The following is a 14,165-nucleotide window of genomic DNA, read 5'->3' as shown; positions in this document are numbered from 1 at the left end:
TGGCCGTGTAACATCATGGGCCGGCGGGCGGCTCGGGGGCCGTGGCAACCGCCGGCAACCCAATAAGAACAATAATCAGGAGTTAGCAATGTCCAAGGGGCAATCGCTGCAGGATCCTTTCTTGAATGCACTGCGGCGCGAACGCGTGCCGGTTTCGGTGTACCTGGTCAACGGCATCAAGCTGCAGGGCACGATCGAATCGTTCGATCAGTTCGTGGTCCTGCTGCGCAACACCGTCAGCCAGATGGTCTACAAGCACGCCATTTCCACCGTCGTGCCGGCGCGTAACGTGAAGGTCGGGCCGGGTGGTGGCTATGTGCAGTCGGGTGAAAACGGTCAGGCGGGTGATGAAGCAGACGAGTAATTCTGGAGCGGTGAATGTTTGACCGCTCGAAAAAGGGCGAAAACGCCCTGTTGATCCAGCCCCACTTCGGCAAGCTGGAAGACGACGTGCTGGAAGAGTTCGGTGATCTGGCCCGCTCGGCAGGGGCCAGCATTGCCGCCACCATCACTGCGCGCCTTGACCGTCCCAACCCGTCGACCCTGATCGGCAGCGGCAAGCTGGACGAGATCAAGGCGGCGGCCGATGCAACCGGCGCCGACCTGATCCTGGTCAACCACTCGCTGAGTCCGGGCCAGGAACGCAACCTGGAACGTTTCCTGGAGCGCCGGGTGATCGACCGTACCGGCCTGATCCTGGACATCTTCGCCCAGCGTGCGCACAGCCACGAAGGCAAGCTGCAGGTGGAGCTGGCGCAGCTGCGCCACCTTGCCACCCGCCTGGTGCGCGGCTGGACCCACCTGGAGCGCCAGCGCGGCGGTTCCATCGGCCTGCGAGGCCCGGGTGAAACCCAGCTGGAAACCGACCGCCGCCTGCTGCAGAAGCGGGTGGAGCAGCTGCAGAAGCGCCTGGAGAAGGTCGAGGTGCAGCGTACCCAGATGCGCCGCGCGCGCCTGCGCAGTGAGCTGCCGCGCGTTGCCCTGGTCGGCTACACCAACGCCGGCAAGTCGACGCTGTTCAATGCCCTGACCGGCGCCGAGGCGTACGCCGCCGACCAGCTGTTCGCCACTCTGGACCCGACGGTGCGTCGCATCGCCGTACCCGGCGGCAGCGTCGTGCTGGCCGATACGGTGGGCTTCGTGCGCGACCTGCCGCATGACCTGGTCGCCGCGTTCCGCTCGACCCTGTCCGAGGCGCGCGAGGCCGACTTCCTGCTGCACCTGGTCGACGCCGCCGATCCGCACCGCGAGGAGCGCATCGCCCAGGTCGACGAAGTGCTCACTGCGGTCGGCGCCGGTGACCTGCCGCAGCTGCTGGTGTTCAACAAGATCGACCGCATCGAGGGCGGCGAGGTCCGCCACGACGGCCAGGACGGTATTCCCGATCCTTCGCGCCGCGAGCGGGTCTGGATTTCCGCCCGCGACGGGCAGGGCCTGGAGCTGCTGCAGAGCGTGCTGGGCAAGCGCCTGGGCCTGCAGCACGTCACCGGCGAGCTGCGCCTGCCGCCCAGCGCCGGCCGCCTGCGCGCGCGCCTGCACCAGCTGGAAGTGATCCGCAGCGAGACGGCTGACGAAGACGGCTGGCTGCTGCAGGTGGACATCCCGATCGCCGAAGCCGAAAAGCTGGCTGCCAGCGCCGACGGCGGCCCGATCCGCGCCCTGCTGCCGGAAAAGCTGCCGGAGTGGTGAACCACGACGGGTGGGGGCGGAGCCCTTTGCTGCGCAAAGGGATCTGACCCTGTGCGTTCCGACAGATCGCGGGAAACTGTCGAAGGCGGGGCACTGTGGGTTTGCGGGGTGTGAGCCGCATGGATGCGGCGACCAAGCCCCCATGGACGGGTTTACGGCGTCCCCGCAGACCCACAGTGCCCCGCCATCCCACGGATAGCAGCATTTGACGTCGCCGTTGCCGTTGATTGCGGCAGGTGCAGGGCTGCAAGCCCTGCTGGAACACTCCATCCCGCACTACCGGCCGATTACCGCACTCCAGCCGCCCGATAGTGCACATCCGCTCACGCCCGCCGGGCGGATGATCCGAGGGTCTGCCCCCACGGCACCCCCGGAGTCCCTTCCATGTCCCACGTCAGCACCGACGCACTCCCCCAGTACACCGCGGCGGAGAAACGCCACCGCGTGTTCGCCATCATGTCGGCCTCGTCCGGCAACCTGGTGGAGTGGTTCGACTTCTACGTCTACGCGTTCTGCGCCATCTACTTCGCCGGCGCCTTCTTCCCGGCGTCCAACCCGACCGTGCAGCTGCTCAACACCGCCGGCGTGTTCGCCGCCGGCTTCCTGATGCGGCCCATCGGTGGCTGGCTGTTCGGCCGCATCGCCGATCGCCTCGGCCGCAAGAAGTCGCTGCTGATCTCGGTCAGCATGATGTGCGGCGGCTCGCTGATGGTCGCCTGCCTGCCGACCTACGCCAGCATCGGTGCGATGGCACCGGTCCTGCTGCTGGTCGCGCGCCTGATCCAGGGCCTGTCGGTCGGTGGCGAGTACGGCACCACGGCCACCTACATGAGCGAGGTCGCCCTGCGCGGCCAGCGCGGCTTCTTCTCCTCGTTCCAGTACGTCACCCTCATCGGTGGCCAGCTGCTGGCGGTGCTGGTCATCGTCATCATGGAAGCCCTGCTGAGCGAAGCGGAGATCCGCGCCTGGGGCTGGCGCATGCCGTTCGTGCTTGGTGCCATCGCCGCCGTGGTCGCGCTGCTGCTGCGCCGTACCCTGCATGAAACGCAGAGCGAGGCCGACCGTGGCGACAAGGATGCCGGCAGCCTGTCGGCGCTGTTCCGTGACCACAAGGCCGCCTTCTTCACCGTGCTCGGCTATACCGCTGGCGGCTCGCTGATCTTCTACACCTTCACCACCTACATGCAGAAGTTCCTGGTCAACACGGTGCACCTGCCCATCAAGACCGCCAGTTACGTGATGACCGGCGCGCTGTTCCTGTACATGTGCATGCAGCCGCTGTTCGGCATGCTGTCCGACCGCATCGGCCGCCGCACCAGCATGATGCTGTTCGGTGCGCTGGGCGCGCTTACCACCGTTCCGATCCTGATCACCCTGCAGCACGTCACCAGCCCGTGGGCGGCCTTCGGGCTGATCGTGCTGGCACTGGCCATCGTCAGCTTCTACACGTCGATCTCCGGCATCGTGAAGGCCGAGATGTTCCCGCCGCAGGTGCGCGCGCTCGGCGTCGGCCTGGCCTATGCCATCGGCAACGCGATCTTCGGCGGCAGCGCCGAGTATGCCGCGCTGGGCCTGAAGAGCCTGGGCCATGAACAGCTGTTCTTCTGGTACGTCACGGTGATGATGGTGGTGGCGTTCCTGGTCAGCCTGCGCCTGCCGCGCCAGGCCCGCTACCTGCACCACGACCACTGAGGGGCGGGGGAGGACAGCGCTGCCGATCTGCGGTACAAGATGACCGTTGCTACCTCGATCCATGCCGATGTCCTTCCCCTCCGACGCCGATCTCCATGCCCAGGCCGCCGCGCTTGGGCAGCGCCTGCAGCAGGCCTCGCTGCAACTGGTCACCGCTGAAAGCTGCAGCGGTGGCTGGATCGCCAAGTGCATGACCGATATCGCCGGTTCCTCGGCGTTCTTCGACTGCGGCATGGTGGTCTACAGCTATGAAGCCAAGCAGCGCCTGCTGGGCGTGCGCGCGCAGACCCTGGAGCAGTTCGGTGCGGTCAGCCGCGAGGCCGTGCTGGAAATGGTGTCCGGTGCGCTGATCAATTCCGGCGCCGGTATCGCCGTGGCCGTGACCGGCATCGCCGGCCCGGGCGGCGGCAGCCCGGACAAGCCAGTCGGCAGCGTCTGGATCGGCTGGAAGCGCCGCGGCGGTTACGCACGCGCCGAGCTGTTCCAGTTCGACGGCGACCGCGAAGCCATACGGCGGCAGACCGTCGCAGCCGCCCTGCACGGTATCGACGCCCAGCTGTGACATGCTGGCCCGGTATCGAACCGGAGTAGGCATCGATGTGGGAGACGCTGGGTACCGTCCGTGACCTTGGCCGGCTGCAGGAAATCGCGGCCGTCCTGATCCGTTACGGCTTCGGCGACGTGGTCCGGCGCATCGGCCTGGCCACCGTGCTCGAGCGCGCCGGCCGGCTGCTGCACTGGAACGAGGAAAGCCAGCAGATGCTGCGCATGACCGCGCCGGTGCGGGTGCGCAGCGCCCTGCAGGATCTCGGCCCGACCTTCGTCAAGCTGGGCCAGGTCCTGGCCACCCGTGTCGACCTGCTGCCGCCGGAATGGATCGCCGAGCTTTCCGAGCTGCAGAACGCGGTACCGGCGCTGCCCTATGCCGCCATTCGCGAACAGTTGGAGTCCGACCTGGGGGCATCGCCGTCCCAGGTGTTCGCCTTCCTCGATGAAACGCCGATGGCCGCGGCTTCGCTGGCCCAGGCCCACCGCGCGCGCCTGCACGATGGCCGGGAAGTAGTGTTGAAGGTGCGCCGACCCGGCATCCGCGATGTGGTGGAAGCCGACCTGCGCCTGCTGGCGCGCCTGGCCGAGATCGTCGAGGCGCGCCTGCCCGACCTGCGTCGCTATCGCCCGGCCGAAGTGGTCCAGCAGTTCACCGTATCGCTGCGCCGCGAGCTGGATTTCGCCGCCGAGTGCCGCAATGCCGAGCGCATCGCCCGCAATTTCCACGGCCGCGACGACATCCTGATTCCCGAGGTGCACTGGCAGTGGACCTGCGAGAGCCTGAACGTCCAGGATTTCGTCGACGGCATTCCAGGCCGTGACCTGGCTGGCGTGGATGCGGCGGGGCTGGACCGCCGTGAGCTGGCCCGGCGTGGTGCCGACATCGTGCTGAAGATGGTGCTGGAGGACGGCAGCTTCCACGCTGACCCGCACCCCGGCAACATCATCTACCTGCGCGACGGCCGCATCGGCGTGATCGATTTCGGCATGGTCGGCGCGCTCTCCGAGGTGCGCCGGTTCCAGGTCGCGCAGTTGCTGCACGGCCTGGTCGAGCAGGACCCGCAGGGCGTGGCCGACGTGCTGCTGGACTGGGCCGGTGGAGTGGAAGTGGACGAGAACCGGCTGCAGCACGACATCAGCCAGTTCGTCGACCAGTACCGCGGCGTGCCGCTGAAGGACCTGCGCATCGGCCTGATGCTGGGCGACATCACCCAGTTGCTGCGCAGCTACAGCCTGACCCTGCCAGCCGACCTGGCGCTGATGATCAAGGCCTTCCTGACACTGGAAGGCATGGGCCGCCAGCTTGACCCGGATTTCGACATGGCCAGCGCCGCGCGCCCGTTCCTGGAGCGGGTGGTGCTGCAGCGCTACGCGCCGCGTGCGCTGCTCAAGCGCGGACGGCGCAGCCTGCTGGGAATGATCGATTTCGCCGGCGAACTGCCGCGCGACCTGCGCAAGCTGGTCCAGGCCGCGCGCCGCGGGCGCCTGCAGCTGAAGGTGGAAACCAGCGCGCTGCAGGGCTTCGGCGACCAGGTGAACCGCGCCGCCAACCGCCTGGTGATGGGCATCGTCACCGCCGCGCTGATCATCGGCTCGTCCATCGTGATGCACAGCGTGGGCGGCATCTCCAGCCGCTGGCTGCTGGCCCTGGGCGTCTGCGGCTTCGTCGGTGCCGGTTTCTGCGGGGTCTGGATCCTGTTCTCGATATGGAGAAGCGGCAAGCACGCGTAGCGTGCTTACCGCAGCGGTTCCCAACGGGAACCGCGGAATCGCTGCGCGATTCCTGTAGAGCCGACCGCTGGTCGGCTGCTTTTGCTCCTGCCCCTGCGCTTTTTACCCATCTGCCGAGCATGGGCTCGGCACTACAGATCCCGCCCCAGGCACTTGCACACCCATCAGTTAGTAGTAATACTACTAACCATGGACCTGACCGACACCCAGCAGGCGATCCTGCAGTTGATCGCCGAGCGTATCGAGAGCGAAGGCGCACCGCCGTCGCAGACTGAAATCGCACGTGCATTCGGCTTCAAGGGCGTACGCGCGGCCCAGTACCACCTGGAGGCCCTGGAGCAGGCCGGTGCAATCCGTCGCATCCCCGGCCAGGCCCGCGGCATCCGCCTGGTACAGGCACCGCCGATCGAGAAGCTGGCCGAACCCGGGCTGCCCGACAGCGTCCTGCGCCTGCCGGTGCTGGGCCGGGTCGCCGCCGGCCTGCCGATCGGCGCCGACATCGGTTCGGACGATTTCGTGGTGCTGGACCGGGTGTTCTTCTCGCCGGCCCCGGATTACCTGCTGAAGGTGCAGGGCGATTCGATGATCGACGAGGGCATCTTCGACGGCGACCTGATCGGCGTGCACCGCACCCGCGACGCGCATTCCGGGCAGATCGTGGTGGCCCGCATCGACGACGAGATCACCGTGAAGCTGCTGAAGATCGCCAAGGACCGCATCCGCCTGCTGCCGCGCAACCCGGACTACAAGCCGATCGAAGTCCTGCCCGACCAGGATTTCGCGATCGAGGGCCTGTACTGCGGCCTGCTGCGTCCCAACCGCTGAGCCTGCTGCGGCAGCACCGTTCCACCAGCATTACCCCGCGGTCTTTTGTGGCGATTCTCTGGTTCCACTGAGGTTGGTACGGATGTCCGATAATTCTTTTCTGAGCGCCGGGCAGAATCTCAGCCTGTGCGATACATCCGACTTAAAGTGAACCCATGGCAAAGAAGACCCCGAAAGACAGCACCCCCAACGACATGACCTCTGCTAGGAGCAACACGATGGACGAGAACAAAAAGCGCGCATTGGCTGCTGCTCTGGGCCAGATCGAGAAGCAGTTCGGCAAGGGCTCGGTGATGCGCATGGGCGACCGTGTGGTCGAACCCGTTGAGGCGATCCCGACCGGCTCGCTGATGCTCGACATCGCACTGGGCATCGGTGGCCTGCCGAAGGGTCGTGTCGTTGAAATCTACGGTCCGGAGTCGTCGGGCAAGACCACCCTGACCCTGCAGGCCATCGCCGAATGCCAGAAGATGGGCGGCACTGCCGCGTTCATCGACGCCGAGCACGCACTGGACCCGATCTACGCCGCCAAGCTGGGCGTGAACGTGGACGACCTGCTGCTGTCGCAGCCGGATACCGGTGAGCAGGCGCTGGAAATCGCCGACATGCTGGTCCGCTCGGGCTCGGTGGACATCCTGGTGGTCGACTCGGTCGCCGCGCTGACCCCCAAGGCCGAAATCGAAGGCGAAATGGGTGACCAGCTGCCGGGCCTGCAGGCCCGCCTGATGAGCCAGGCGCTGCGCAAGCTGACCGGCAACATCAAGCGCTCCAACACCCTGGTGGTCTTCATCAACCAGCTGCGCATGAAGATCGGCGTGATGATGCCGGGCCAGAGCCCGGAAGTGACCACCGGCGGCAATGCGCTGAAGTTCTATGCCTCGGTGCGCCTGGACATCCGCCGTATCGGTGCGATCAAGAAGGGCGACGAGATCATCGGCAACCAGACCAAGATCAAGGTCGTCAAGAACAAGCTGGCGCCTCCGTTCAAGCAGGTCATCACCGAGATCCTGTACGGCGAAGGCATCAGCCGCGAGGGCGAGCTGATCGACATGGGCGTGGATGCCAAGCTGGTCGAGAAGGCCGGTGCCTGGTACAGCTACGGTGAAGAGCGCATCGGCCAGGGCAAGGACAACGCCCGCGGCTACCTGCGTGACAACCCGACCGTCGCCGCCAAGCTCGAGGCCGAGCTGCGCGAGAAGTTCCAGCCGTCCGAAGCCGCCCGCGAGGAAGGCGACGACGACGGCGACGACGAGTAAGACTTGCTGTGGGGCAGGGCGGCGCCGTCAGTGACGTCGCCCTGTCCCGCAGGTTCGAACCGCCCACGGACGGGCAGGGTGCCAGGGACGGCGCCACCCTTGGAGTAGCAGATGTCTGATGCCGACGCCCCCACCGGCCGCAAGCGCCGGCCGCGCGAACAGACCCCCGTACAGCGTGCCCTGGGCCTGCTGGTACGGCGTGAGCATTCGCGCAAGGAGCTGACCCGCAAGCTGACCGCACGCGGTATTGAAGGCGAGGCCGCCGAGGCTGCCGTTGCCAAGCTGACCGAGGCCGGCTGGCAGGACGACACCCGCTTTGCGGAAAATCTCGTCCGGATGCGCGCCAATACCGGCTATGGGCCCATCCACGTCCGTGCCGAGCTGGGGACCCACGGCCTGGACAGCGCGGCGATTGCCGCCGCGATGGAGACCTACGAGGGCGACTGGCAGGAAAATGCCCGCGATCTGGTGCGCCGCCGCTTTGGCGAGGATGGCCCGCAGGATCTGGCGCAGCGGCGCAAGGCCGCCGATCTGCTGGCCCGGCGGGGCTTCGACGGTGACAGCATCCGCCGTGCGACCCGCTTCGACCCGGATGACTGAGACTGGCGGCGCCGGGCCTGATACCCTTTGGGTTTTCGGCGGTCCGTTACGACCCTGGCCAGTGAGGCCGGCGGTTCGGGGCTGCCGGCCCGCACACTGCCAGCCCCCTCAATGAACGCACCCGCCAAATTCACGACCTCCCAGATCCGCAGCGACTTCCTTGAGTTCTTCAAGGGCAAAGGCCACACCATCGTGCCGTCGGCGCCGCTGGTGCCGGGCAATGATCCGACCCTGCTGTTCACCAACTCCGGCATGGTCCAGTTCAAGGACGTGTTCCTGGGCGCGGAAAAGCGCAGCTACGTGCGCGCGGCCGACGTCCAGCGCTGCCTGCGCGCCGGTGGCAAGCACAACGATCTCGACCAGGTCGGCTACACCGCGCGTCACCACACCTTCTTCGAAATGCTGGGCAACTGGTCCTTCGGTGATTACTTCAAGAAGGACGCCATCGCCTGGGCATGGGAACTGCTGACCCAGGTCTGGAAGCTGCCGGCCGAGCGCCTGCTGGTCACCGTGTACCAGACCGACGATGAGGCCTACGCGCTCTGGCGCGACATGGTGGGCATCCCGGAAGAGCGCATTGTGCGCATCGGCGACAACAAGGGTGCCCCGTACGCGTCGGACAACTTCTGGCAGATGGCCGACACCGGCCCCTGCGGCCCGTGCACCGAGATCTTCTACGACCACGGCGACCACATCGCGGGCGGCCCCCCGGGCTCGCCGGATGAAGACGGCGACCGCTTCATCGAGATCTGGAACCTGGTGTTCATGCAGTTCGACCGCCAGAGCGACGGCACGCTGGTGCCGCTGCCGGCCCCCTGCGTGGATACCGGCATGGGCCTGGAGCGCCTGGCGGCGATCCTCCAGCACGTGCACACCAATTACGAGATCGACCTGTTCCAGGCGCTGATCCGCAAGGCGTCCGAGCTGACCGGCATGGCCGACCTGGAGAACAAGTCGCTGCGCGTGATCGCCGATCACATCCGCGCCTGCTCGTTCCTGATCGTCGACGGCGTGCTGCCGTCCAACGAAGGCCGCGGCTATGTCCTGCGCCGCATCATCCGTCGCGCCCTGCGCCACGGCTGGATGCTGGGCGTGCGCCAGCCGTTCTTCAGCAAGCTGGTGCCGACCCTGGTCGAGCTGATGGGTGAGGCTTACCCGGAACTGCCGGCCCAGGCCGACACCGTCGTCCGTGCGCTGCAGGCCGAGGAAGAGCGTTTCGCCGAAACCCTCGATGCCGGCATGAAGATCTTCGAGGACGTGGCGGCCAAGGCAAGCAACGGCGTGATCCCCGGCGTTGACGCCTTCCGCCTGTACGACACCTACGGCTTCCCGCTGGATCTGACCCAGGACATCGCCCGCGAGCGCGAGCTGACGGTCGATACCGACGGCTTCGACGCGGCGATGGAGCAGCAGCGCGAGACCGCGCGTGCCGCCGGCAAGTTCGGTGGCGGCGTAACCCTGCCGGCCGAGCTGGTGGCGACGCTGACCCCGACCCTGTTCCTGGGCTACGACCGCCTGCAGGCCGACGGCCTGACCGTGCTGGCCCTGCTCAAGGACGGCCGCCCGGCGCAGTCGGCAGACGCCGGCGACGCGGTGATCGTCATCACCAACCAGACCCCGTTCTACGCCGAATCCGGCGGCCAGGTGGGTGACACCGGCGTGCTGACCGGCAACGGTGTGCGCCTGGTGGTGAGCGACACCCAGAAGTTCGCGGGCCAGTTCCATGGCCACGTCGGCACCCTGTCCGAAGGCGGGCTGAAGGTCGGCGACGTGCTGTCCGGCCAGGTCGATGGCGAGCGCCGTGGCGCCACCATCCTCAACCACTCGGCCACCCACCTGCTGCATGCCGCCCTGCGCGAAGTGCTCGGCACCCACGTGCAGCAGAAGGGTTCGCTGGTCGCACCGGACCGCCTGCGTTTCGACTTCTCGCACTTCCAGCCGATCAGTGCCGAAGAGCTGGCCGTGATCGAACGCAAGGTCAACCAGCAGGTGCGCGCCAACAACGCCGCTGAAGTGCACAACATGGGCATGCAGGAAGCGCTGGACTTCGGCGCGATGGCCCTGTTTGGCGAGAAGTACGGCGAGAACGTCCGTGTGCTGAAGATGGGCGATTACTCCACCGAGCTGTGTGGCGGTACCCACGTCAGCCGTACCGGTGACATCGGCCTGTTCAAGATCACCTCCGAAGGCGGTGTCTCGGCGGGCGTGCGCCGCATCGAGGCCGTCACCGGCCAGGGTGCCCTGGATTACGTGGACGCCGAGGAAGCCCGCCTGGCCGAAGCGGCCGAACTGCTCGGCGGCAGCGCCGCCGACGTGGTCGAGAAGATCCGTGCCCTCGGCCTGCGCCAGAAGCAGCTGGAACGCGAACTGGAAGCCGTGAAGGCCAAGGTCGCCGCCGGCGCCACTGCGGACCTTTCCGGCCAGGCCGTCGAGGTTGCCGGTGTGAAGGTGCTGGCCGCACGCCTGGAAGGCTTTGATGCCAAGGCCCTGCGTGACGCCATGGACCGCCTGAAGCAGCAGCTGGGCAATGCCGTGATCGTGCTGGCCGGCACCCAGGACGGCAAGGCTGCCCTGGTCGCGGGTGTGAACGGCAGTGCAATGGGCAAGGTCAAGGCCGGGGAACTGTTGTCCCACATCGCCAGTCAGATCGGGGGCAAGGGCGGCGGACGCCCGGACCTCGCCCAGGGTGGTGGCGAGGACGGGCCCGCCCTTGCTACCGCTCTGGCCGCGGTCGTCGAATGGGTCAGCCCCCGCCTGTGATGTGAACCCCTGCCGTCCCCCTCCTTGTAGGAGCGGGACGGCTGACGGTACCATTGCGAAATCTTTTCCCTTTGTCGTGGGGACGCTTCTTGACGGAGCGTCAAGCCGGTGGGGGATACCCTTCCACACGGTTCCATGGAGACTTACAAAAATGTTGATCTTGACTCGCCGCGTCGGCGAAACCCTGATGATCGGAGACTCGGTGAGCGTCACCGTGCTCGGCGTCAAGGGCAACCAGGTGCGTATCGGTATCACCGCGCCGAAGGACGTTGCTGTGCATCGCGAAGAGATCTACCAACGCATCCAGCGTGGTGACGAAGCCAGCAGCACCGGAAGCGAAAATTCCGGCGAATAAAAGCTTTACCTTCGCGTCTGATTAACGTTATGATTCACGCCCCGCTGAGGTGCACCGCACCAGACGCGGAGAAAACCCCGGAGCGATGCCCGAGTGGCTGAAGGGGCTCCCCTGCTAAGGGAGTATAGGGTCAAAAGCTCTATCGAGGGTTCGAATCCCTCTCGCTCCGCCAGATACAAGAAAGCGCCCGCAGATCTTCGATTTGCGGGCGTTTTTCGTTGTGCGCGTGCCTCAGTCGCAGGCGCGTCACTTGCACATTCCGGGACGCAGAAACGAGCGCCCGCGGAAAATCATTCCGCGGGCGCTGTGTGCGTCGAAAAGAAACAGCTCAGAGCCGCACGGTCACGCCCACCTGGAAGCCACGCCCCGGCAGCGGCGCGATGTACTTCAGCGGCGAGTTGTGCGGGCGCGCCTCCTCGTTGAGCAGGTTGCTGCCATTGATGAAGACCTCCATTCCCGAGACAGCGGTCGTACGCAGGGGAATCTCACGGCTCAGCTGCAGGTCGACCAGGTTGAAGGCATCCAGCGGCACTTCTTCGCTGACGTTGCGGCCCAGGTACTTCTGCGTGTCGTAGTAGGTGCTCGACAGCTGCGCCTTCCAACCTTCGCGCTGCCATTGCAGGCTCGCGCCGTAGCGGTTGGTCGGCATGTTGGGCAGATACTCGCCGTCGTTGTGGGCACGCAGTGCATCGGGATGGTCGGCCTTGTTCTTCACCAGGTCGGCAAAGGCGGACATTTCCAGGCTGCCGAAGCGGCCGAGTGCCACCGACTGCGAGGCATCGATCTCGAAGCCCTTCACCGTGGTATCGGTCTGCTTCCAGTACTTCAGCGGCAGGCGGTTGGCCGTCTGCAGGCCGGAGTAGCCCAGGTACAGGTAGTTCTCGTAACGCATCCGGTAGGCGGTGGCGGTGAGCTGGAAGCCGCCCAGGTGGAACATGCCGGCCAGCTCCAGGTTCTTCGCGCGTTCCGGTTCCAGGTTCTGGTTGCCTTCTTCCTGGGTCATCACCGAGTAGTGCGCGTTGCTGGCGTACAGCTCGTTGATCTCCGGTGCGCGCTGCGAGGAGGAATAGCGCAGCTTGGCGGCGAACAGCGGGCCGAGTTCAACGTAGGAGCCGATGCTGTAGCTGTTGAGCCGGAAGTCGCGGTCCTGCAGCGCGGTGTTGGCGGAATTGCGCGCGGTCTTGAAGCTGCTGGGCCGCAGCGTGTGGTCCACGCGTTCGTGGCGCACGCCCGCGTCGAACGACGCCCAGTCGAAGTCCAGCGTTTCCTTCAGGAACACCGCCTGGGTGCGGGTGTCAACGTTGGGCAGGTAGCGCTGCGGGCCGCTGCCGGTGACGTCGCGTGACTGCTGGCTGAGGCCGAGCAGGCCGCTCAGCGGGCCCACGCGGCGGTGGGCCAGCAGCAGTTCGGCCTGGGTGCTTGCGAAGTCGTAATCGTTGGCCTTGCGGGCACCCAGGCGTTCGCCGGAGGTGTTGTCCAGCTGCGAGACGCGCAGCTCGGCGCGTTCGATGCCCGGCACCGGGTCGCGCAGCAGGGCTTCCAGTGCATAGCGCTCCTGCTTGATGACCACGCCCACCGGCAGGCCATCGGCATGGTTGGCGCCGAAGGACAGGTTCTGCATCGAGAAGCCGGGCACGCCGTACTCGCTGTCCTTGGCGTCGATGCTGATGCCCACGTAACCGCGATCGAAGAACAGGGTCGAGCCGAGCGCCACCTGCGAGCTGCGTGAGTAGCTGTTGCCGAGGCGATGGTGGTAATCCGGGGTGACGTCGTTGTTGATCCGCTTCTGCACGTAGGACGGCGTACCGGCGACATAGTCCGGATTGGCCGAATTGACGTAGGTCTGGCGCTGCCAGACCGAGGTCGGGTTGCTGGTGTAGAAGGAGAACTCGCCATCGGCCCAGTCCGGGTTCTCGGTCATGAACTGGTCGATGTAGGGTTGCGATGCCTTGTTGTAGACCTGCTGTACCCGCGCCTCCTTCTGGCAGGCGTCGGCGAGTGCCGAGTTGACCCCGCCGGCGGCCGGGAACAGCTGCGTATTGCACGCGGCCGCCTTGCTGTTGCCGGGGATGTCGTAGTGCGAGATGCGCTGCCGCGAGACCTGCAGGTTGGTGGAGACGTTGCGCTGGTTGTTGAAGTTCATGCGGAAGCCCTGCGCATCGGCGGCGTTGAAGCCCTTGCGCAGCACCAGTTCCATCGACTGGTCCTTGTCCTCCATCGTGCGCGAGATCAGCCCGGAATCGACCTCGACACTGCCGCCGATGGCATTGCCGCCATGGCGCACGGTATCGGAGGACTTGTTGACGCTGACGCTGCGCACGAACAGCGGGTCGAACGGAATGTTGATGTCGCCGCTGATCGCGTTCATGCCCAGGATCGACTGGCCGTCCTGCAGGATCTGCACGCGGCTGCCGCTGAGGCTGCGGATGACCGGGGCACCGGCGTTGGGCCCGAAGGCGCTGCTCTGCACGCCGGAAACGTGTTCGAGAAGGCCGCCGAGGGTGCGGTTCTGTGCCTGTGGGTTGTCGACGGTGACCCGGCTGTCGATGCGCGAGGGCTGGCTGACTTCGACCTGCAGGGTGGGCAGGGTGGGCGCGTCCGCCGCGCGGGCGGAGTGGAGGGCGACGGACTGAAGGGCGAGGGGGATGGCTGCTGCTAGCAGGTGGCGACGCATGACACGCTCCGTAAAAATGGCGTGAAATGTTATA

At 66.3% G+C, this 14,165-nt stretch carries 11 protein-coding genes and 1 tRNA gene; 11 read left to right on the top strand and 1 reads right to left on the bottom strand.

Annotated features, from left to right (window positions below):
- Positions 1-88: 88 nt before the first annotated feature.
- From hfq to C1926_RS13400, 11 genes are all read left to right on the top strand, one after another.
- On the top strand, positions 89-364 hold the full coding sequence (hfq, locus tag C1926_RS13450; protein ID WP_079221450.1) for an RNA chaperone Hfq: 276 nt from the start codon (positions 89-91) through the stop codon (positions 362-364).
- A gap of 14 nt (positions 365-378) precedes the next feature.
- On the top strand, positions 379-1,689 hold the full coding sequence (gene hflX, locus C1926_RS13445; RefSeq protein WP_079221451.1) for a ribosome rescue GTPase HflX: 1,311 nt from the start codon (positions 379-381) through the stop codon (positions 1,687-1,689).
- A 384-nt stretch (positions 1,690-2,073) separates the two neighbouring features.
- Entirely contained in the window at positions 2,074-3,381 is a 1,308-nt protein-coding gene (locus C1926_RS13440) for an MFS family transporter (RefSeq protein ID WP_108759514.1), read from the top strand.
- Positions 3,382-3,442: 61 nt separating this feature from the next.
- On the top strand, positions 3,443-3,943 hold the full coding sequence (locus tag C1926_RS13435; protein WP_174208681.1) for a CinA family protein: 501 nt from the start codon (positions 3,443-3,445) through the stop codon (positions 3,941-3,943).
- Positions 3,944-3,978: 35 nt separating this feature from the next.
- Entirely contained in the window at positions 3,979-5,661 is a 1,683-nt protein-coding gene (gene ubiB / locus C1926_RS13430) for a 2-polyprenylphenol 6-hydroxylase (RefSeq protein ID WP_108746441.1), read from the top strand.
- A gap of 189 nt (positions 5,662-5,850) precedes the next feature.
- Complete coding sequence (gene lexA / locus C1926_RS13425; RefSeq protein WP_079221455.1) at positions 5,851-6,486, top strand: transcriptional repressor LexA; 636 nt, start codon at positions 5,851-5,853, stop codon at positions 6,484-6,486.
- A gap of 218 nt (positions 6,487-6,704) precedes the next feature.
- Complete coding sequence (gene recA / locus C1926_RS13420) at positions 6,705-7,742, top strand: recombinase RecA (RefSeq protein ID WP_079221456.1); 1,038 nt, start codon at positions 6,705-6,707, stop codon at positions 7,740-7,742.
- A 111-nt stretch (positions 7,743-7,853) separates the two neighbouring features.
- Positions 7,854-8,342, top strand: a complete 489-nt coding sequence (gene recX / locus C1926_RS13415) for a recombination regulator RecX (protein ID WP_079221457.1) — start codon at positions 7,854-7,856, stop codon at positions 8,340-8,342.
- A gap of 111 nt (positions 8,343-8,453) precedes the next feature.
- Complete coding sequence (gene alaS / locus C1926_RS13410) at positions 8,454-11,102, top strand: alanine--tRNA ligase (protein WP_108759513.1); 2,649 nt, start codon at positions 8,454-8,456, stop codon at positions 11,100-11,102.
- Between the two features lie 151 nt (positions 11,103-11,253).
- Positions 11,254-11,457, top strand: a complete 204-nt coding sequence (csrA, locus tag C1926_RS13405; protein WP_108759512.1) for a carbon storage regulator CsrA — start codon at positions 11,254-11,256, stop codon at positions 11,455-11,457.
- A 79-nt stretch (positions 11,458-11,536) separates the two neighbouring features.
- Positions 11,537-11,629, top strand: a tRNA-Ser gene (locus C1926_RS13400).
- 156 nt (positions 11,630-11,785) lie between these two features.
- On the opposite strand, the gene C1926_RS13395 is transcribed toward C1926_RS13400, so the two are convergent.
- Complete coding sequence (locus C1926_RS13395) at positions 11,786-14,131, bottom strand: TonB-dependent receptor (RefSeq protein ID WP_108759511.1); 2,346 nt, start codon at positions 14,129-14,131, stop codon at positions 11,786-11,788.
- Between the last annotated feature and the right edge of the window lie 34 nt (positions 14,132-14,165).

This window comes from Stenotrophomonas sp. ZAC14A_NAIMI4_1 (genome assembly GCF_003086915.1).
Classification (GTDB): Bacteria; Pseudomonadota; Gammaproteobacteria; order Xanthomonadales; family Xanthomonadaceae; genus Stenotrophomonas.
Note: the sequence above shows the minus strand (reverse complement) of the source record. Positions and strands in the feature narration are given on the sequence as shown.